Origin of the sequence: Actinocatenispora comari (assembly GCF_017312725.1) — a bacterium.
GTDB lineage: Bacteria > Actinomycetota > Actinomycetes > Mycobacteriales > Micromonosporaceae > Actinocatenispora > Actinocatenispora comari.
This window is the reverse complement of the sequence record NZ_BOPO01000092.1, coordinates 1-19,632: the sequence shown is the minus strand read 5'-3', so window position 1 is coordinate 19,632 and position 19,632 is coordinate 1. Positions and strand designations below refer to the sequence as shown.

At 73.8% G+C, this 19,632-nt stretch carries 18 protein-coding genes; 6 read left to right on the top strand and 12 right to left on the bottom strand.

Features of this window, described 5'->3' with window-relative positions; all coding sequences use genetic code 11:
* Window positions 1-85: 85 nt before the first annotated feature.
* The 5 genes from NUM_RS23715 to NUM_RS23695 form a co-directional block, all read right to left on the bottom strand.
* The gene (locus tag NUM_RS23715) at window positions 86-883 is read right to left on the bottom strand and encodes an Fpg/Nei family DNA glycosylase (protein ID WP_207127130.1); all 798 of its coding nucleotides are present in this window, start codon (window positions 881-883) and stop codon (window positions 86-88) included.
* Between the two features lie 57 nt (window positions 884-940).
* The gene (locus NUM_RS23710; protein ID WP_207127129.1) at window positions 941-1,726 is read right to left on the bottom strand and encodes a putative protein N(5)-glutamine methyltransferase; all 786 of its coding nucleotides are present in this window, start codon (window positions 1,724-1,726) and stop codon (window positions 941-943) included.
* 314 nt (window positions 1,727-2,040) lie between these two features.
* Window positions 2,041-2,928: an aminoglycoside phosphotransferase family protein gene (locus NUM_RS23705; RefSeq protein WP_225918804.1), complete on the bottom strand. Its 888-nt coding sequence runs from the start codon at window positions 2,926-2,928 to the stop codon at window positions 2,041-2,043.
* 37 nt (window positions 2,929-2,965) lie between these two features.
* A complete protein-coding gene (locus NUM_RS23700) occupies window positions 2,966-3,196 on the bottom strand; it encodes a hypothetical protein (RefSeq protein WP_207127128.1) in 231 nt (76 codons plus the stop codon).
* Window positions 3,193-4,119, bottom strand: coding sequence for an aminoglycoside phosphotransferase family protein (locus NUM_RS23695; RefSeq protein ID WP_225918803.1), 927 nt, complete (start codon window positions 4,117-4,119; stop codon window positions 3,193-3,195). The genes NUM_RS23700 and NUM_RS23695 overlap by 4 nt, the downstream gene beginning before the upstream one ends.
* A 316-nt stretch (window positions 4,120-4,435) precedes the next feature.
* Here NUM_RS23695 and NUM_RS23690 point away from each other — a divergent pair, with 316 nt between their 5' ends.
* The gene (locus NUM_RS23690; RefSeq protein WP_207127126.1) at window positions 4,436-5,482 is read left to right on the top strand and encodes a DMT family transporter; all 1,047 of its coding nucleotides are present in this window, start codon (window positions 4,436-4,438) and stop codon (window positions 5,480-5,482) included.
* A 206-nt stretch (window positions 5,483-5,688) separates the two neighbouring features.
* Window positions 5,689-6,450, top strand: a complete 762-nt coding sequence (locus tag NUM_RS23685; RefSeq protein WP_207127125.1) for a dienelactone hydrolase family protein — start codon at window positions 5,689-5,691, stop codon at window positions 6,448-6,450.
* A gap of 48 nt (window positions 6,451-6,498) precedes the next feature.
* Here NUM_RS23685 and NUM_RS23680 read toward each other — a convergent pair whose 3' ends face one another.
* The 4 genes from NUM_RS23680 to NUM_RS23665 all read right to left on the bottom strand — a co-directional run bounded on the left by NUM_RS23680 (window position 6,499) and on the right by NUM_RS23665 (window position 11,179).
* Window positions 6,499-8,367 carry an ABC transporter ATP-binding protein gene (locus NUM_RS23680; RefSeq protein WP_207127132.1) on the bottom strand — a complete coding sequence of 623 codons (1,869 nt, stop codon included), beginning with the start codon at window positions 8,365-8,367 and terminating at the stop codon, window positions 6,499-6,501.
* A 210-nt stretch (window positions 8,368-8,577) separates the two neighbouring features.
* A complete protein-coding gene (locus tag NUM_RS23675; protein ID WP_225918802.1) occupies window positions 8,578-9,321 on the bottom strand; it encodes an SAM-dependent methyltransferase in 744 nt (247 codons plus the stop codon).
* 223 nt (window positions 9,322-9,544) lie between these two features.
* The gene (locus tag NUM_RS23670) at window positions 9,545-9,889 is read right to left on the bottom strand and encodes an RNA polymerase-binding protein RbpA (protein WP_030446028.1); all 345 of its coding nucleotides are present in this window, start codon (window positions 9,887-9,889) and stop codon (window positions 9,545-9,547) included.
* Between the two features lie 303 nt (window positions 9,890-10,192).
* Window positions 10,193-11,179: a tyrosine-type recombinase/integrase gene (locus NUM_RS23665; protein WP_370467042.1), complete on the bottom strand. Its 987-nt coding sequence runs from the start codon at window positions 11,177-11,179 to the stop codon at window positions 10,193-10,195.
* Between the two features lie 146 nt (window positions 11,180-11,325).
* Between NUM_RS23665 and NUM_RS23660 the strand changes: the two genes are divergently transcribed.
* From NUM_RS23660 to NUM_RS23650, 3 genes are all read left to right on the top strand, one after another.
* Window positions 11,326-11,823: a MerR family transcriptional regulator gene (locus tag NUM_RS23660; protein WP_207127123.1), complete on the top strand. Its 498-nt coding sequence runs from the start codon at window positions 11,326-11,328 to the stop codon at window positions 11,821-11,823.
* Window positions 11,824-12,098: 275 nt separating this feature from the next.
* Complete coding sequence (locus tag NUM_RS23655; protein WP_207127122.1) at window positions 12,099-12,614, top strand: GNAT family N-acetyltransferase; 516 nt, start codon at window positions 12,099-12,101, stop codon at window positions 12,612-12,614.
* An 11-nt stretch (window positions 12,615-12,625) separates the two neighbouring features.
* Window positions 12,626-13,381, top strand: a complete 756-nt coding sequence (locus NUM_RS23650; RefSeq protein WP_207127121.1) for a class I SAM-dependent methyltransferase — start codon at window positions 12,626-12,628, stop codon at window positions 13,379-13,381.
* Between the two features lie 320 nt (window positions 13,382-13,701).
* Here NUM_RS23650 and NUM_RS23645 read toward each other — a convergent pair whose 3' ends face one another.
* The 3 genes from NUM_RS23645 to NUM_RS23635 all read right to left on the bottom strand — a co-directional run bounded on the left by NUM_RS23645 (window position 13,702) and on the right by NUM_RS23635 (window position 17,850).
* Complete coding sequence (locus NUM_RS23645) at window positions 13,702-16,092, bottom strand: ATP-binding cassette domain-containing protein (protein WP_207127120.1); 2,391 nt, start codon at window positions 16,090-16,092, stop codon at window positions 13,702-13,704.
* 85 nt (window positions 16,093-16,177) lie between these two features.
* Complete coding sequence (locus tag NUM_RS23640; protein ID WP_207127119.1) at window positions 16,178-16,528, bottom strand: VOC family protein; 351 nt, start codon at window positions 16,526-16,528, stop codon at window positions 16,178-16,180.
* A gap of 47 nt (window positions 16,529-16,575) precedes the next feature.
* Complete coding sequence (locus NUM_RS23635) at window positions 16,576-17,850, bottom strand: MFS transporter (protein ID WP_207127118.1); 1,275 nt, start codon at window positions 17,848-17,850, stop codon at window positions 16,576-16,578.
* Between the two features lie 123 nt (window positions 17,851-17,973).
* Between NUM_RS23635 and NUM_RS23630 the strand changes: the two genes are divergently transcribed.
* Window positions 17,974-19,632 (top strand): ATP-binding protein (locus NUM_RS23630; RefSeq protein ID WP_225918800.1); only part of this gene is annotated, 1,659 nt, incomplete at its 3' end.

Sequence of the window (19,632 nt, the reverse complement as noted above, 5' to 3'; positions counted from 1 at the left end):
AGCGGTGCCGGCCGGCGCGGCCGCGCCGGCGCGTCGCGGCGGTACGGGCGACGTCGGAGTGCGGGTCACGTCGCGGCGGTGCGGGTCAGGTCGGTGCGGGGCCGGGTTGGCAGTACGGGCACCAGTAGGTGACGCGCTCGCCGGTGCCGTCGCGCCGGATCGGGGTGCCGCAGCGCCGGCACGGCTGGGCGCGCCGCCCGTACACGTAGGTGGTGTCGCCGCGGCGCAGCGAGCCGGTGGTGCTCTGCGCCCAGCGGTCCCGGTTGGCCAGCAGCGTCCGGTGCGCCAGCTCGACCAGCGCGGGCAGGTCGGGCACCGCCGACACCGGCGCCCACGGCGAGACGCCCCGGACAAACAGCAGCTCGCACTTGTACAGGTTGCCGATGCCGGCGAGGTTGCGCTGGTCCAGCAGCGCCGCGCCGATCGGCTGGTCGGGGTGGGCGGCGAGCCGGCGGACCGCCTCGGCCGGATCCCAGTCCGGGCCGAGCAGGTCCGGGCCGAGCTGCCCGACCAGCCGGGACTCGTCGGCGGTGGGCAGCAGCGTCACGTCGTGCAGCCGGTACCCGACCGCCACCGAACGGGCCGTGGACAGCACCACCCGGATGGTGTGTGTCGGCTCCCCGCGGAACCGTTCGCCGGGGCGGAAGATGCGCCAGGTGCCGTCCATCCGCAGGTGCGAGTGCAGGCTCGCGCGCCGGCCGTCCGGGGCGACGGTCCGGATCAGCAGGTGCTTGCCGCGGCTGCGCACCTCCTGGACGGTCCAGCCGGTGAGGTCGGCGGTGGCCAGCGCCGGCAGCCGGAAGTCGGTGCCGGTCAGCACCGCGCCGGCCAGCGCCGCGTCCAGCTGCCGGGCGTGCAGCCACACCGTGTCTCCCTCGGGCACCCGACCATTCTGCGCGCCGTCCCCGACAGACCGCGGCTGGTCGGGCCGCAGGGCCGGTCAGCGGGGTTCGGCGCGGCCCGGACGGACGCCGACGACGACGGTGGCGGCCAGTTCCGGGTCGGCGACCACCGCGGTGGTCAGGCCGGCGGCGGTCATCGCGGCGGCGGTACCGGCCGACTGGTGCGCGCCGGTCTCGATCAGCAGCCGCCCGCCCGGCGCCAGCCAGCGCGGTGCGGCCGCGGCGACCCGACGCTGTACCGACAGCCCGTCCGGCCCGCCGTCCAGGGCGGCGAGCGGCTCGTACTCGCGTGCCTCGGGCGGCAGCAGCCCGATCTCGTCGGACGGCACGTACGGCGCGTTCGCCACGAGCACGTCGACCCGGCCGCGCAGCGCGGCCGGCAGCGGCGCGTCCAGGTCGCCCTGGTACACCTGCCCGGTCGGCAGGTTGCGGCGGGCGCAGGCGACGGCGGCCGGGTCGATGTCGGCGGCGTGTACCGACAGGGTCGGGTCGGCGGCGGCCACCGCGGCGACCGCGCCGGCGCCGCAGCACAGCTCGACCAGCACGCCGCCGGGCGGGGCGGCGTCGGCGGCGAGCCGGGCGAGCAGTTCGGTGCGCCGGCGGGGGACGAACACGCCGGGCGCGATGGCGAGCCGGCGGCCGGCGAACTCGACGAAGCCGAGCACCTGCTCCAGCGGTACGCCGGTGACGCGGCGGGCGACGAGCGTGTCGAGCTCGCCGGGGCTGTCGGCGGCGGCGCACAGCAGCCGCGCCTCGTCCTCGGCGAACACGCAGCCAGCGGCGCGCAGGGTGGCGACCAGCTCGGACGGTGGTGGGACGGGCATGAGGACCTTCCGGTGGATGCGTCCGGGTGCCCGCCCGGGGTCACCGGGCCGGTGCCGCAGCTCGCGGAGGCACCCTGTCGAACCGTGCGTTGACGGGTCTCACCTCCCCGGTCGGGCGCGCTGCCGCGCGCGAATCCATCGACCCCGACAGTTTCGCACGCCGCCCGCACGCCGCCTCGATCGAACCGCACCCCCGGCGGAGAACACCGCGGCGGTGGTCCGGCGGCGGCGCCGTCCCGGTGGTGTTGCCGCCGCGGGCGCGCAGCCCCTGCCTCGGGCGGCGGCCCCGGCGGCGACAGCGCAGGGGGGCCGGCTCACTCGGCGAGCAGCGCGGCCAGGGTACGGCGGGCGGTGTCGGCCATCACCGGGTTGGTGTGCACGTAGTAGGGCAGCGCGACGATGGCCTGCAGCAACGTCCAGCCCCGGCCGCGCCGCCAGGTCTGGTCGTCGACCCCGAGCACGTCCCGGTAGCGGGCGCGGGCGTCGGCGTCGAACAGGTTCCACGCCGGCATCAGGTCGACCGCCGGATCGCCGACCCGTACGGTGCCCAGGTCGAGGACCGCCACCAGGGTGTCGTCGCGCAGCAGCAGGTTGCCCGGCATCAGGTCGGCGTGCAGCCAGGCGCCCGGACCGCGGTACGGGTCGGCGGCGAGGCAGTCGTCCCAGATCCGGGTGAGCCGCCCGGTGTCGACCAGTTCGGCGCAGTCGCGCAGCGCGGCCCGCACCTCGTCGTCCAGAGTGGACAGTGTCGAGCCGCGGCCGGCGGTGACGGCGGCCCGCCCACCGGTGTCGACCGCGTGCAGCGCGGCCACGAAACCGGCCAGGTCGGTCGCGAGCCGGGCCCGGTCGGTGGGTGGCCGCCGGTCGGCCGAGTCGCCGGCCAGCCAGCGGCACACCGACCAGGCCCCGGGGTAGCCGGCACCAGGGCCGCCGATCCCGACCGTCTCGGGTACCGGCATCGGCAGGTGCGGCGCGAGCAGCCGGGCGTGGTCTCGTTCGGCGCGCAGCTCCGCCCCGTCGTCGGGCCGCAGCGGGAACCGTGCCACCAGCTCGTCGCCCAGCCGGTACAGGGCGTTGACGGTGCCGTGCGAGCCGACCCGCCGTACCGGCAGCGCCGCCCACCGCGGGAACTGCTCGGCGACCAGCGCGGCCACCGCCGCCTCGGTCAGGTCCACCTGGTCCGCGTGCATCCGTGCGCTCACCGGCGGCCCTCGTCCCGGTCGTCGTGCGCCCGGCCGGTCACCGGCGGGCCCTGGTCGCGGACACCAGCATGCCGCGTTCGGTCAGCCGCAGCGGCGCCGGTACCCGCTCCGCGCGGTCGGCGGCGATGCCGTGGTGCCGGCACCCGCAGCCGAGGTCGAGTACCGGCCCGGACAGCCGGGGCGCGATCTCGTGGTGCCCGTCGCGGGCCGTCCGCCAGGACCGCCACCGCCCGGCGTCGCCGTCGTGGTCGGGCCGCAGCACGATCATCGGTGCTCCCGGTACTCGGCGAGGATCGTCGCCAGTACCCGGCGGGAGGCGGCGAACTCGTCGGCGTCCGCGGGGTCGTGGCGGCTGCCGGCACAGGTCGCGAGCGCCTTCCACAGCGCCCAGCCGCGCCCGCGCGCCCAGGTCGGTTCGTCCACCGCCAGCCGGTGCCGAAACGCCGCCCGGCCCGCGGCGGTCACCAGCGTCCAGGCGATGGCCAGATCGCAGGCCGGGTCGCCGACGCCGCAGGTACCGAAGTCGATGACGGCGGCCAGCCGCCCGCCGGCGAGCAGCAGGTTGCCCTCGGCGACGTCGCCGTGGAACCAGCGGTCCACCCCGTCCCAGCCGGTGTCGAGCGCGTCCGCCCAGATCTGCGCGGCGAGCGCCACGTCGATCTCGCCCGCCAGCTCGTTCAGCGCTCGGCGAGCCAGCGGGTCGTAGGTGCGCAGCGGGCCGCCGCGAAACCAGTTGTGCACGCCGGGCCGGGGGCCGCCGGTGGGGTCGATGCGCTGCAGCGCGGCCAGGAAGTCGGCCAGCTCGACGGCGAAGCCGACCGGGTCGGCGATCCGGTCGGCGGCAGCGGTCACGCCGTCGAGCCACCGGTAGACCGACCACGGGTGCGGGTAGTGCGGGTCCGGTCGCCCCTGCGCCAGCGGGACGGGGATCGGCAGCGGGAGCTGGTCGGCGAGCACCGGCAGCCACCGGTGCTCCTTCTCCACCGCCAGCGCGTACTCGGCGGCGCTGGGCAGCCGCACCAGCATGTCGGTGCCGAGGTGGAAGGTGCGGTTGTCCCAGCCGCCCTTGGCCACGGGGCGAACGGCGAGCCCGGCCCAGTGCGGGAACTGGTGCTCGACCAGCCGACGCACCTGCTCGGCCGTCACGCTGATGCGTTGCGGTGCGGGGCCCAGATCCGGCGTGTCGCTCAACGAAACGTCCTGTCCGTGACGGAACTCGAGAGGTGCGGGCTTGCCCGCCTGCCGGACGGTAGGCGGGCACCGGCGGTGGGTCCAGCCGTTTTGCCGAGCTGGGTGCGCCCGCATGGCTGGCTGGTGTGCGCCGGCCGTACCGGGTGGCTGGCCATGGCGACATCCGCCTAGGGTGGCGGGATGCGTTCCGGCATCCTGTCGCCTCCGGCCCGCTGACGCGGGCTGCCCGACGCGCACCCGGGCCCGGCCCGGTGCGCCGCCTGTTCGTGCCCGCAGACGGTGAAGACTTCCCTTCTCACGTGCGGGAGAACGCATCGTGTCCTCGACCTGCGGGCGGCGCTCGACGCTGCCCACCTCACCCTCCACCGCGGGACCCGGCCGCGGGATCGCGGCGCTGGCGATCGCCGGTACCTGCTGGGGTACCACCGGCGTCGCGGTGGCGCTGATCTTCCAACTCGGCGACGCCGGCCCCATCGCGGTGTCGTTGTGGCGGCTGCTCGGCGCGATCGCGGTACTGGCGCCCTTCGTCGCGCTGCGCCGGCTGCGCCTGCTGCGCCTGCGCCGCCGGCCGCGCGGCCTGCCGGCGGGTGCCGCGGCGCACGGCCCCGGCGTACACCCGGCACCAGGCGACCGCCGGCGGCGGACCGGGCTGCTGGCCGTCGCCGGCGCCGGGATGGCGCTGTTCCAGGCCGCCTACTTCGCCGCCGTGCAGCACACCGGGGTCGCGGTGGCCACCGTCGTCACGCTCGGCGCGGCGCCGGTGCTGGCCGCGGTCGGTGGCCGGCTGCTGCTCGCCGAGCGGCTCGGCGCCGGCGGTGTCACGGCGGTGGCCGGTGCGGTGGCGGGCCTGTCGGTCCTGGTCGCCGGCGGCGGGTCCGGCACCGTCGCGGTGTCGGGTGTCGGCCTCGCGCTCGCCTCGGCGGCCGGCTACGCGGCGACCACCCTGGTCGGCCGGGACCTGGGGCGGCGGGGGCTGGCCGACCCGTACACGCTGACGCTGGTGTCGTTCGGGGTGGCGGCGGCGCTGCTCGCCCCGCTGGCCTGGCTGTCGGGTCCGGTACCGCACACCGCCCATCCGGGCCAGCTGGCGCTGCTGCTGGGCTACGTGGCGGTGGTGACCACGGCGGTGGCATACCCGCTGTACTTCGCCGGCACCGGCGCGATGCGGGCGGCCACCGCCGCGGTGGTCACGCTGACCGAACCGCTGTGCGCGGCGGTACTGGCGGTGACCGTGCTCGGCGAACGGCTCGGCGCGGCGAGCGTGCTCGGGATGGTGCTGTTGGCCGCCTCGATCATCGCCCTGGCCCGCACCGAGTCGGCCCCGGCAGCCAGCCGCCCTCGGCGCCTCGCCGGACGCCGGTGACCGGCCCCGGGCGCCGGCCGGACGAATTCGGTGGCCGGCCGGCGCCCGGGCGGGTAGCCTCACCGCGACTGTGGCAGCACGCGAGGAGGTGAGACCCGTGAACGTTCGATCGAAGTGGGTGCTCCCCTCGTCGTCACGGTCGCGCGGCTGAGGTGGTCGCCGCCGGGGAGCCTCGCGGACAAGGCACTCGGCGAAAGGCACCAACCATGCATCCTGTTCGTTTCACCGCGCAGACCTCGTCCGACGGCGTGGTCGAGCGCGACTTCCTCATCGGTGAGATCCCCGGCGTGCTCTGGTCGCCGGCCACCGGCTCCCCGCACGCACCGCTGGTGCTGATGGGCCACGGCGGCGGCCTGCACGCCAAGACACCGGCCCAGGCGGCCCGGGCCCGCACCCTGGTCACCGCGCACGGCTACACGGTCGCCGCGATCGACGCGCCCGGCCACGGCCAGCGCCCGCGCAGCGCCGACGACGAGCGGGCCCGGACCGGGATGCGGGAGGCGGTCGCCGGCGGCGACGCCGACCGGTTCGAGTCGGTCAGCGTCCGCTACGCCCTCGATCTGGCGCAGCGTGCGGTACCGGAGTGGCAGGCGACCCTGGACGCCCTGCAACAGCTGCCCGAGATCGGCGCCGACACGCCGGTCGGCTACGGCGGCGGCATCTCGCTGGGTACCGCCATCGGCATCCCGCTGACCGCCGCCGAACCACGCATCCGCGCGGCGATCTTCGGCGGCGGCTTCTTCGTGTACGAGCAGCAACTCGCCGCGGCCCGCCGGATCACCGTGCCGGTGCAGTTCCTGCTGCCGTGGGACGACGAGTACGTCGACCGGCGGTCCTGTCTCGACCTGTTCGACGCGTTCGGCTCGGCGGAGAAGACACTGCACGCCAACCCGGGCGACCACCGCCGGGTGCGCTGGGTCGGCGTCGACGAGCAGTTCCTGCCCCGCCACCTCGGCACCGCGAAGTGAGCGACCGGTGGCCGGGCCCGTCGGTGCGGGCCCGGCCACCGGCGCCGGTCAGGCCGCCGTCTCCGTGACGTCGGCGAACTGGGTCGCGTGCAGCTGCGCGTACCGGCCGTCCGCGGCGAGCAGCTCGGCGTGACTGCCGCGCTCGACGATCCGGCCGTCCTCCACCACCAGGATCACGTCCGCGGCGCGGATCGTGGACAACCGGTGCGCGATCACGATCGCGGTACGCCCGGCCAGCGCCTCACCGAGCGCCTCCTGCACGGCCGCCTCCGAGGTGGAGTCCAGGTGCGCGGTCGCCTCGTCCAGGATCACCACCCGCGGCTTGGCCAGCAGCAGCCGGGCGATCGTCAGCCGCTGCCGCTCCCCGCCGGACAGCCGGTACCCGCGTTCCCCGACGACGGTGTCCAGCTCGTCCGGCAGCGACCCGATCAGCTCGTCGAGCCGGGCCCGGCGCAGCGCGTCCCACAGCTCCGCGTCACTCGCCCCCGGCGCGGCCAGCAGCAGGTTCGCCCGCACCGACTCGTGGAACAGGTGCCCGTCCTGGGTGACCATGCCCACCGCGCCGCGGATCGTGTCGAACGACAGCTCCCGCACGTCCACCCCGGACAGCCGGATCGCGCCGCCGTCGGTGTCGTACAGCCGGGGGAGCAGCGAGGCCAGCGTCGACTTGCCGGCGCCGGACGAACCCACCAGCGCCACCAGCTGCCCCGGCGCGGCGGTGAACGACACGTCGTGCAGCACCGTCTCGCCGCCGCGCTCGTCCAACCGGGCCACCTCCTCCAGCGACGCGAGCGACACCTTCTCGGCCGCCGGGTAGCCGAACTCGACCCGGTCGTACTCCACCGACACCGGCCCGTCCGGCAGCTGCGCCGGCACCGCCGGCTCGGCGATCAGCGGCTCGAGGTCGAGCACCTCGAACACCCGCTCGAAGCTGACCAGCGCGCTCATCACCTCCACCCGCGCCGACGCCAACGAGGTCAGCGGCGCGTACAGCCGGGTCAGCAGCAACGCCAGCGCCACCACCGCACCGGCCGGCAGCGTCCCGGCCAGCGCCAGCACCCCGCCCACCCCGTACACCAGGGCCAACGCCAGCGCCGACACCAACGTCAGCGCCGCGACGAACACCCACTGCACCATCGCGGTACGCACCCCGATGTCGCGCACCCGGCGGGCCCGGCTGGCGAACTCGGCCGACTCCCGGTCCGGCCGGCCGAACAACTTGACCAGGGTCGCGCCGGGCGCCGAGAACCGTTCGGTCATCTGGTTGCTCATCGCCGCGTTGTGGTCGGCGGCCTCCCGGCCCAGCTGCGCGATGCGCCGCCCCATCCGCCGCGCCGGCAGCACGAAGATCGGCAGCAACACCAGCGCCAGCACCGTCACCTGCCAGGACAGGGTCAGCATCACGGCCAGCGTCAGGATCAGCGTCACGATGTTGCTGACCACCCCGGACAGCGTGTCGGAGAACGCGCGCTGCGCGCCGAGCACGTCGTTGTTGAGCCGGCTGACCAGCGCCCCGGTCCGGGTCCGGGTGAAGAACGCGATCGGCATCCGCTGCACGTGGTCGTACACGGTGGTGCGCAGGTCCAGGATCAGCCCCTCGCCGATGCGCGCCGACAGCAGCCGGGACGCGATGCCCACCCCGGCCTCGGTGACCGCGATCGCCGCGATCGCCAACGCCAGCCCGACCACCAACCCCCGCGACGCGTGCCCGACGATCGCGTCCACCACCCGGCCGGCCAGGATCGGGGTCAGCACCGCGGTGACCGCGGTGACCACGCTGAGCACCAGGTAGGCGAGCACCCGCCGCCGGTGCGGCCGGGCGAACGCCAACACCCGACGCAGCGTGGCGGCCGAGAACGGCCTGGCCTGCTGCTGGTGCCGCACGTGGTACAGCTGGCTCCAGGCGGTCGATTCCATGCTCACCGTGGGGCTCCTTGCCTGCTCGCGGCCGGGCGTTCCGACCGGACCGCGCAACACTAAAACTTGATGCGAACTTCAAGTCAACCCGACTCGGGCGAGGCGGGCACGCCACCCATCACACCCCACCGCACCGACAGAACACGTCAGAGGTGAACGCGCCCGGCGCGGCTGCCGACCGCCACACCGGACGCGCACCACGACACCAGCTCAGCGCGGCATCATCGCCACGACCGCCCAACCCAGGTACTCACGCCGGTAGCGGGCGTAGCGCTCGGGCCCGGTCGCCAGCTCGGCACGCAGCTCCGCGGCCAACTCGTCGTCGGAGTTGGCGACCAGCCAGTCCCGGATGTTGTGCCACTGCGCCGCCTCGTACCGGTCCCAACCCTCCTGGTCGGCCACCACCAGCTCCACCACGTCGTAGCCGAGCTCACCGACCCGACGCAGCAGGTCGGGCAGCATCCGGAACTCCTCGTCCGGCCCCACCCCGCAGCCGGCCACGACCTCCGCGGTCGGCTCCCGCCGCCAGTACGGCTCGCCCACCACGATCACCCCACCCGCCGCCAGACTGCGGCGCAGCAGCGCGACCGTACCGTCGAAGCCACCACCGATCCAGGTGGCGCCCAGGCAGCACGCCACCGCCACCGGCTCGGCCGCCACGAACCCGGCCGCGTCGTCGTGTACGAACGTGACCCGATCGGCCACACCCAACTCCACCGCACGCTCCCGCGCCGCGGCCGTGAACACCGTACTGATGTCCACCCCGGTACCGGTGCTGCCGTGATCACGCGCCCAGGTGCACAACAACTCACCGGAACCGCTGGCCAGATCCAGCAACCGGCTGCCCGGGGCAAGCCGCAACACCCGACCCAACGTCGCCAACTGCTCGTCGGTGAACGGGTTGTGAATGCGATGACTGCTCTCGCGAATATGGAACTTACGGGACAGATCCACGTCGAGGATTCCTCACGTCAGGAACGAAACAGGACACCGTCCGCGGCGCCAACGGCACCGCACCCACCCGAACAGCCATCTGTCTCACCCCACGCGCCGGACGTCCTCGACCCGACGACGCTAACCGCCACCCCCGCCACCAGCGACCCGTTATCGCCTGCACCGAACACAGCGAGGCGGCGCACCCGAAACCGGATGCGCCGCCTCGACAACGCTCGAACCCTCAGGCGGTACGACCCCGCCGAGCCCGCAGCTCCTGCAGCCGCTCGGCGAGAATGTCCTCCAACTCGCCCACGCTGCGCCGCTCCAACAGCATGTCCCAGTGCGTGCGCGGCGGCTTCTGCTTCTTCTGCTCCGGCTCCTCACCGTCGACCAGCTTCGCCACCGTGCCGTCGAACTTGCACTCCCACGTCATCGGGATCTCAGCATCCACCGCAAACGGCACCGTGAACCGATGGTTCCTGGCGCAGACGTAGTCACGGTTCTGCCTCGGTGCCAGCTCCGTGTTGCGGTCAGACTCGTAGCTGACGGCTCCCAGGCGGCTGCCGCGCAACATCCGCTCGCCCATGGTCGGCTCTTCCCTCCGAGGTAGTTACAATCCACCGATCGAAACGACCGGGGACGTCGAATGATTCCCGCCCACCGACACGACCCCACCCAGCCGGGGCGCACGACGCACGGTAACCCTTCCAGGGTGACACTATGACCGGCCGGCGGCCACAACGATGTCGCTTCCCACCAACCACACCACCACCGGCGGTACCCACCCGCACACCACCGGCCACCCGGGCCCCGCCGAACCGGACGACCAGTCCGACAACCCCGAGCCGCGCCCACAGTACGTGACCACCACCACCGACGCCGCGGCGGCTCAACCCTCCGCCCGACGACCACCCGCATCCGCCGACAACTGCGCCACCACCCGATACGTCCGGTTCGCCCGCGCCGCCTCCCGCTGCGCCACCGCCGTCGACGCGATGTACCACTCGCTCGTCACCACCGACGCGTGCCCCAACAACCGGGCGATCTCCGTGATCGACGCACCGTCCTCCGCCAACCGCGTCGCGAACGTGTGCCGCAACGCGTGCACCAACGCCCCCCGCTGCACCCGATCCCGCACCCCCGCGTACCGGTAACACTGCTCCACCAGATAACGCAACTGACTGCGGGTCAACCCGGCACCCGACCCCGCCACGAACAACGGCGCACCCGGCACCACCGACCGGGCACCCAACCGCGACCGCCGCGACGCCAGATACCCCGACAGCAACACGTCCAGCGGCTCCTCCACCGGCACGTACCGGAACCGGCCACCCTTGCCCGCCACCGCCAACCGCCGCTCACCCGAACGACCCGACAACGACGACACCCGCAACGCCAACAACTCCGCCGAACGCACCCCGGTCAGCAACAACACCGCGAGCACCGCCAGATCCCGCTCCGGCCACGGATCCCGCGCCCGCCGCGCCCCGGCCGCCACCGCCGCCAACAATTCCTCCGGCGTACCGTCGCCCTGCAACGGCTTCGGCACCCGCTCCGGCCGCCGCGGCCGCGCCACCCCCGACATCGGATTGCCCGGCAACAGCTCCTCGGCCACCAGGAACTCGCAGAACGTGCGCCACACCGACCACGCCCGGCCCACCGACGCCGCCGCCCGATCCGCCGCGAACACCGCGAACGCCGCCCGCAACACCGGCGCCGACAGATCCGACACCACCGGCGCCCGACCCAACTGCTCCGCCACGATCGCCGCCACCGCCGCCAGATCCCGCCGGTACGCGGCCGTCGTGTGCGGCGAGTCCTTGCGCGGCGCCCGCGCCACGAAGAAGCTCTCCACCGCCGCCGCCACGCTCGTCACCGTCACCGTCACATGATCATCGTCGCCGGAGGCTACGACACAATCACCGCCGGGCAGGGGAGCGCCGACGCGTCGTGGCCGCGAGCGGACGCCAGCGCGCCGTCGCCGGCCCGAGAAGCCGCCCGGCACCACCTAGCATCGTGCGCATGACCGGAGAGCACACGACCGGGCTCAGCATCGGGCAGGTCGCCGAACGTACCGGGCTCAGCGTGCACGCGCTGCGCTTCTACGAGCGACAGAACCTGCTGCCCACCCCCGTACTGCGGCAGGCCGGCCGCCGCGTCTACACCGAGGCCGACCTGGAGTGGCTGACCATCTGCGTGAGCCTGCGTTCCTCCGGCATGCCGGTCGACCAGATCCGCCGCTACACCGACCTGGTCCGGGCCGGCGACGGCAACGAGGCGGAACGTCTCGCGCTGCTGCGCGAGCACGAGGCCCGGGTCGTCGACCGGCTCGCCGAGCTGACCCGCGCGCTGGAGCAGACCCGGTACAAGATCGGGGTGTACGAGCGGCACCTCACCGCCGGTACCGCCGACACGCTGTGGAACCCGCACCACGCCGGCGCGGCCCCGGACACCGACGGGGGACCGGTGGCCTGCACGGGCGCACCCGTCACCGACGAGGTCGCAGCGGCGGATCGGTAGGGGAGCGGCGCCGGTCGGTCATCCGGCCGGAACGAGCGTCGCGGGGCCGGTTCGCCGCATCGGGCTTCCTGCTCGGTAGGGCAGCGCGGTCGGCGACTCCCGGCGCGGGCCGGGGAAGCGGTAGTCGCTCGCCGAAATCGCGCATAAGCGTTATTATGCGCGCAAAATAGACATTCGTCCTGGCTGTGACGGGATCGAATTCGCTCGCTCGGAACCGTCCGCACCGCTAGCCTGCGGCCGACCGGCCCGAGCCGAGCACCCAGGGGAGCAGACGCATGCTGATCCGGCCCGCGAGCGGGGACGACCTGCCGAACCTGCAGGACATCGAGCGGGCCGCCGGTGAACAGTTCACCGCGATCGGCATGCCCGAGATCGCCGCCGACGAGCCGTTCTCGATCGACGAGCTGGAACGTTACCGCGCCGGCGGGTACGCGTGGGTCGCCGCCGACCCGCAGCCGGTGGCATACCTGGTGGCCGAGCCCGTCGACGGCAGCCTGCACATCGAGCAGGTCTCGGTACGGCCCGAGTACGCCCGCCGCGGCCTCGGCCGGCAACTGATCGACACCGCCGACGCCGCGGGCTTCCCGGCGTTGACGTTGACCACGTTCCGCGACGTGCCCTGGAACGCGGCGTACTACCGGCGGCTCTGCTTCCGCGATCTGGACCGCGCGGAGGAGACCCCGGGGCTGCGGCGGATCCGCCGCACCGAAGCCGAGCACGGGCTGGACCGCTGGCCCCGGCTGTGCATGCGCCGGGACAATCCGCTCGCGAAGGGGCCATCCGGTCGCTAGCGTCCGTCCGCATGGACCGGACCCGCGGGTACACCGAGCACAATCGCGTCGCCTGGGACCAGATCGCGCCGGTCAGGCCACCGGAGCCGGCCGCGTTTTTCGCCGCCGGCGGCACGACCCTCGACGACTGCGAGACCGAGGCGCTGCCGGACGTGGCCGGGCAGCGGATGCTGCACCTGCAGTGCGCGTCGGGCAACGAGTCGCTGTCCTGGGCGGTACGCGGGGCCCGAGTGGTCGGGGTGGACATCAGCGCGGTGGCGGTGCGGCTGGCCACCGAGCGCGCGGCGCAGACCGGGTTGGCCGCACGGTTCGTCGCGGCCGACGTGTACGACCTGCCGCCCGAGCTGGTCGACTTCGACGTCGTGTACGCGAGCAGCGGCGTGGTCTGCTGGCTGCCGGACCTGGATCGCTGGGCAGCGATCGTCGCGGGGCGGCTGCGGCCGGGTGGCCGGTTCCTGCTGTACGAGCACCATCCGGTGTGGGAGGCGACGGCCGGCGCGCCGGACGCGTTGCGGCCGGTGACCGGCTACTTCGGCCGTTCGACGCCGGTGGCGGAGTTGGATCGCAGTCGGCGACCGAGGGCGGCGGTGCCGGAACGTGCGTTCGTGTCGTTCCTGTGGCCGCTGGGTGACGTGGTGACCGCGTTGGCGAACGCCGGCCTGCGTGTCGAGCTGGTCGTCGAGCATCCGGTACCGGCGCTGTACGGCGCGGGCGAGGCGGCGTCCCGGTGGCCGGGTACGTACCTGGTCCGCGCGGTGCGTGGGTGAGCGGGGAAGCCCCTTCCGGGGGCCGGCGCTACTCAAGATGACATAATGTCGATTATCGGCGCCACGCGACAACGCGGGGGAATTACCGACTCGAAGAATCCCGCGTCGACGGGTTGCCTGCTCCCGCGTCACCTGTGTATGTGTCGAAATCCCGGCCTGTGTGCCGCTGTCGACGATCCGGCGTACCGCGGACGCGCCGCCGCCCTGCGCGCTACCGCGTCGGCGCGCGCCCGGCCCGTCGATGGCCCGGGACGCGGGACGGGCTGGTGCTCCCCCGCGTCCCGGGCTACTCCCGCGGACGAAACCGGACATATCTCCGGTCAGGCGCCGACGTAGCTCGCGAGGTGCTGGCCGGTGAGGGTGTTGCGGTCGGCGACCAGGTCGGCCGGGGTGCCTTCGAACACGATGCGGCCACCGTCGTGGCCGGCGCCGGGGCCGAGGTCGACGATCCAGTCGGCGTGCGCCATCACCGCCTGGTGGTGCTCGATGACGAGCACCGACTTGCCGGCGTCGACCAGCCGGTCCAGCAGGCCGAGCAGCTGCTCGACGTCGGCGAGGTGCAGGCCGGTGGTGGGTTCGTCGAGGACGAAGACGCCGCCCTTCTCGCCGAGGTGGGTGGCGAGCTTGAGTCGTTGCCGTTCGCCGCCGGACAGGGTGGGCAGCGGCTGGCCGATGCGCAGGTACCCGAGGCCGACGTCGACGAGGTGCCCGAGGATCTTGTGGGCGGCCGGTACCCGGGATTCGCCGGTAGCGAAGAACTGCTCGGCCTCGGTGACGGACATGGCGAGTACCTCGCTGATGTCGCGGCCGCCGAGGTGGTAGTCGAGGACGGCGGCCTGGAACCGCTTCCCCTCGCACTCCTCGCAGGTGGTGGCGACGCCGGCCATCATGGCCAGGTCGGTGTAGACGACGCCGGCGCCGTTGCAGGTGGGGCAGGCGCCTTCGGAGTTGGCGCTGAACAGGGCGGGTTTGACGCCGTTGGCGGTGGCGAACGCCTTGCGGATCGGGTCGAGCAGTCCGGTGTAGGTGGCGGGGTTGCTGCGCCGGGAGCCCTTGATGGGGCTCTGGTCGATGGTGACGACGCCGTCGCGGCCGGAGACCGAGCCGTTGATCAGCGAGCTCTTGCCGGAGCCGGCGACGCCGGTGATGGCGACGAGGACGCCGAGCGGGATGTCGACGTCGACGCCCTGCAGGTTGTGGGTGTGCGCGTCGCGGACCGGCAGGGTGCCGGTGGCGGTACGGACGGCGGGTTTGAGGCTGGCGCGGTCGTCGAGGTGGCGGCCGGTGACGGTGTCGCTGCGTTTGAGGTCGTCGACGGTACCGGTGAAGCAGATGGTGCCGCCGTCGGTGCCGGCGCCGGGGCCGAGGTCGACGACGTGGTCGGCGATGGCGATGGTTTCCGGCTTGTGTTCGACGACCAGGACGGTGTTTCCCTTGTCGCGCAGCCGAAGCAGCAGGGTGTTCATCCGTTGCACGTCGTGCGGGTGCAGTCCGATGGTGGGTTCGTCGAAGACGTAGGTGACGTCGGTGAGCGACGAGCCGAGGTGCCGGATCATCTTGGTGCGCTGGGCTTCGCCGCCGGACAGGGTGCCGGCGGGTCGGTCGAGGGACAGGTAGCCGAGGCCGATCTCGACGAACGAGTCGAGGGTCTCCCCCAGCGCGGTGAGCAGCGGCGCGGCGGTGGGTTCGTGCAGGTCGCGTACCCAGTCGGCGAGGTCGGAGATCTGCATGGCGCAGGCGTCGGCGATGCTGATGCCGTTGATCGTGGACGAGCGGGCGGCCTCGGACAGCCGGGTGCCGTGGCAGTCGGGGCAGGTGGCGAACGTGACGGCGCGGTCGACGAAGGCCCGGATGTGCGGCTGCATCGCTTCGGGGTCCTTGTTGAGCATCGATTTCTGGACCCGAGGGATGAGCCCCTCGTAGGTCATGTTGATGCCTTCGATCTTCATCCGGGTCGGTTCGCGGTAGAGCAGGTCGTGCAGTTGTTTCTTGGTGTAGTTGCGGATCGGCTTGTCCGGGTCGACCAGGCCGGAGGCGGCGTAGAGGCGGTAGTTCCAGCCGCCGGCCTTGTAGCCGGGGATGGTCAGGGCGCCGTCGGCGAGTGACTTGCTCGCGTCGTACAGCTGGGTGAGGTCGATGTCGGTGACGTTGCCGCGGCCCTCGCAGCGGGGGCACATGCCGCCGGTGACGCTGAAGCTGCGGCGTTCCTTGATCTTCTGGCCGGAGCGTTCGAGGGTGACGGCGCCGGCGCCGGAGATGGAGGCGACGTTGAACGAGAACGCCTGGGGTGAGCCGATGTGCGGGGTGCCGAACCGGCTGTACAGGATGCGCAGCATGGCGTTGGCGTCGGTGGCGGTGCCGACGGTGGAGCGGGGGTCGGCGCCCATGCGTTCCTGGTCGACGATGATGGTGGTGGTCAGCCCGTCGAGGACGTCGACGTCGGGGCGGGCGAGGGTGGGCATGAAGCCCTGGATGAAGGCGCTGTAGGTTTCGTTGATCATCCGCTGGGATTCGGCGGCGATGGTGCCGAACACCAGGGAGCTCTTGCCGGAGCCGGAGATGCCGGTGAACGCGGTGAGGCGGCGTTTCGGGATCTCGATGTCGACGTCGCGCAGGTTGTTGACGCGCGCTCCGTGTACCCGGATCAGGTCGTGGCTGTCGGCGACGTGTCGTGCTGGCGGCGTGCGGTCTGTCCTGGTGGCGGTGCGCATCGTCTCCCCCTGTGCGTGTGGGTGGCCGGCCGCCGGCGGCGGGTGGGTCGCCGGCGGCCGTACCATCGTGCCTGGCTGGTGTGGGTCAGCTGTCCTGGAGCAGGCCGAGGACGTTGCCGTCGGGGTCGGTGACGGTGGCGACCAGGCGGCCGCCGCCGACGTCGTGGGCGGCTTCGGCGAGTGCGCCACCGGCGGCGGTGACCTCGGCGATCTTGGCTTCGATGTCGGGTACGTGCCAGTAGGCGACGGGGCCGGTCATGCCTTGCTGGGCGCCGTTGGGTACCAGGCCGATGTGTTGGCCGTTGGCGTCGAATCCGACGTAGTAGGGCGCTTCGGCGGTGGGCGCGGTGCCGAGCAGTGCGGCGTACACCTTGGTGGCGGCGGCGAGGTCGGTCACCGGGTGCAGCACGGTCTTGATGCCCTGGGTTTCGCTCATGGCGGTTCCTCCGATTGTTTGTGCTGGTCGTACGGCTGATGTTGACGCTACGTGCGGGTGGCGGGTCGGGCTTCTCGATTCCTGACGGGCTGTCGGTGGCGGCGGGTGAGCAGCAGCACGCCGGCGGCGGTACCGAGGGTGACGGTGGCGAGGCCGGAGGCGGCGAGGGTGTCGGCGGGGCCGAGTGCGGTGGTCAGCGGCCCGCCGAGGGCGGTGCCGAGGGGCGAGGCGGTGAGCAGGACGGCGCTGCGGGCGGCGAGCATGGTGGCCAGGTGCCGGGGTGGGGCGGTCTGCTGCAGCAGGGTGACCGACAGTGGGACGAACGGGCCGTAGATGGCGCCGCCGAGGGTGAAGCTGGCGATGGTGGCGGCGACGGGCAGGTGGGCGGCGAACGGCAGCAGGGTCAGTCCCCAGCCGAGCACGATGGCCAGGGTGGTGGGCCACAGGGGTAGCCGGCGCAGGGTGCCGACGGTCAGGCCGCCGAGCAGGGCGCCGATGCCGAACAGCATCCAGTACGCGCCGAGCAGGGTGCCGGTGGCGTGCAGGTCGGCGGTGACGTGCAGCGGCAGGGCGACTTCGACGGGGCCGTACAGCAGGTTGAACAGCCAGGTGAGGGCGAGCAGGCCGAGCAGTTGCGGGTGGGTGCGCAGCAGTCGGGCTCCGCCGTGGGTGGTGGCGGGTTCGGGCGCGGGGGGTGCGGAGCGGGTGGGGCGGGTGTGCAGGACGGCGGCGGCGAGGGCGAGATAGCTGGCCGCGTCGAGGCCGAGGACCAGCGCGGGGTGCAGGTGGGTGACGAGCAGCCCGGCGAGGGCGGGGCCGGCGATGGTGGCGGCGAAGGTCAGCGAGCTGACCAGGGTGTTGGCGGCGAGCCGGTGGTCTTCGGGGAGCAGTTCGGCCAGCAGGGTGTAGGTGCCGGCGCTGCCCCAGGCGTGCAGCAGCGAGGAGGCGGCGAGCAGCGCCGCGTACAGCGGCAGGGTGAGCTGCCCGGTCGCCCAGGTCAGCGGGATCAGGCCGAGGAACAGGGCGCGCAGAGCGGCGTCGGCGGTGACGAGCCGGCGGGCGGGTAGCCGGCGCAGGCGGCGGCCGAGCAGCAGCGCGCCGGCGACGCCGGGCAGGGTGTAGGCGGCGACGGTACCGCCGACCCACAGGCCGGCGCTGGCGGGTGGGGCGAGGGTGAGGGCGAGCCAGGCGACGGCGACGAAGCTCATGCCGTCGCCGAGGTAGGAGACGGCGAGGCCGGCCAGCAGCCGCCGGACGGGCCGGTGGGCGAGCACCGGCCGGTACGCGGCGGGGACCACGTGGTGTGGCCGGATGGTGGGCATCGGTGCTCCTGTCGGTGGGCTGGGGTCAGCATCGCCGGCGGGTGGGGTGCGGCGCCTCCGTGCTGACCACGGATTCGGGTACGGAGTCGGGGGCGGTCACCGGCGGTACGGGAGAATGGGCTGGTGAGCGCGGCAGTGTCGGCCCGGGAGGCGGAGGTGTTGCGGCTGCTCGGTGAGCATCTGAGCAACGCCGAGATCGCCGCCGAGCTGGTCATCTCGGTACGGACCGTGGAAAGTCACGTGTCGTCGCTGCTGCGGAAGTTGGCTGCGCCGGATCGGCGGGCGCTGGCCCGGCAGGCGGCCGGGTCGGGTGGCGTGCGGGTGCCGCTGCCGGAGCCGGTGACCTCGCTGGTCGGTCGGGGCCGGGAGGGTGCGGAGCTGGCCCGGCTGGTCGCCGGGCACCGGCAGGTGACGGCGGTCGGCCCGGGTGGGGTGGGCAAGACGCGGTTGGCGCTGGCGGTGGCGGCGCAGCTGGCCGACGGGTACGCCGACGGGGTCGGGTTCGTGGATCTGGTGCCGGTGACCGAGCCGGGGCTGGTGGCGTCCGCGGTGGCGGATGCGTGCGGGTTGGGTGAGCGGCCGGGTGTGGGCATGGCCGACTCGGTGCTGGCGGATCTGGCCGATCGGCGGATGCTGCTGGTGTTGGACAACTGCGAGCAGGTGCGTGACGGGGTGGCGCCGTTCGTGGAGCGGCTGCTGGCGGCGTGCCCGCGGGTGACGGTGCTGGCGACCAGCCGGGCGCCGCTGTCGGCGCCGTACGAGCGGGTGCATCCGGTGCCGCCGCTGTCGCTGGCCGGTGGCGCGGAGTCGGAGGCGGTGGCGCTGTTCGTGGCGCGGGCCGCGGCGGCGGCCGGCCGGCCGCCGGGCCCGGAGCTGGCGGACGGCATCGCGGCGCTGTGTGGCCGGCTGGACGGGGTGGCGTTGGCGATCGAGCTGGCGGCGGCCCGGTGGCCGACGCTGGGGCTGGACGGGTTGACGGCGGGGTTGTCCGACCAGCTGCGGTTGCTGGCGGGCGGGAACCGGGCCGCGGCGCGGCACGCCTCGGTGGCGGCCGCGCTGGACTGGAGTCACGACCTGCTGACGCCGTCCGATCAGCGGTTGCTGCACCGGGTGTCGGTGTTCGTCGCGCCGTTCACCGTGCCGGCGGCGGCGCGGGTGTGCGGGCTTGCCGGCGATGTGGTGGCCGACGGGTTGGGGCGGCTGGCCGAGCAGAGCCTGCTGCAGGTCACGCCGGTCGCCGGCGGCACCGGGTACCGGGCGTTGGCGAGCATCCGCCAGTACGGGGTGCGGCGGCTCGCCGCGGCCGGCGCGGAGGCCGAGACGCGGGACCGGCACCTGGACTGGTGCCTGGCGGTGGCCGACGAGCTGACGGTGCTCGGTCCGGGTTGGCGGGCCCGGTTCGACGCGGTGGCCGACGAGCTGCGGGCGGCGCTGGGTTGGGCAGCGGGTCGGCCGGCGCGGCGTGCGAGGGCGTACCGGCTGGCCCGGGAGCTGGCCGGGCTCGGCTTCGAGCGCAACCTGGTCGGCGAGTCGCAGGAGCTGTACGAGCAGGCCGCGGCGCTGGCCGACGACCCGGCACGGTGTGCGGTGGAGCTACGGTCGGCGGCGGCGGTGGCGGGCTGCCGGATGCGCGGCGACGACGCGTACCGGTTGCGGCTGGCGGCCGCCGACGCCGCGCGCCGGGCCGGGGACGGGGCTGCCGCGGCGGTCGACACGGCGAGCGCGGCGAGTGACGCGTACCGGTTCGCCGGGTCGTTCGTGCGGCCGCCGGCGCCGGCGCGG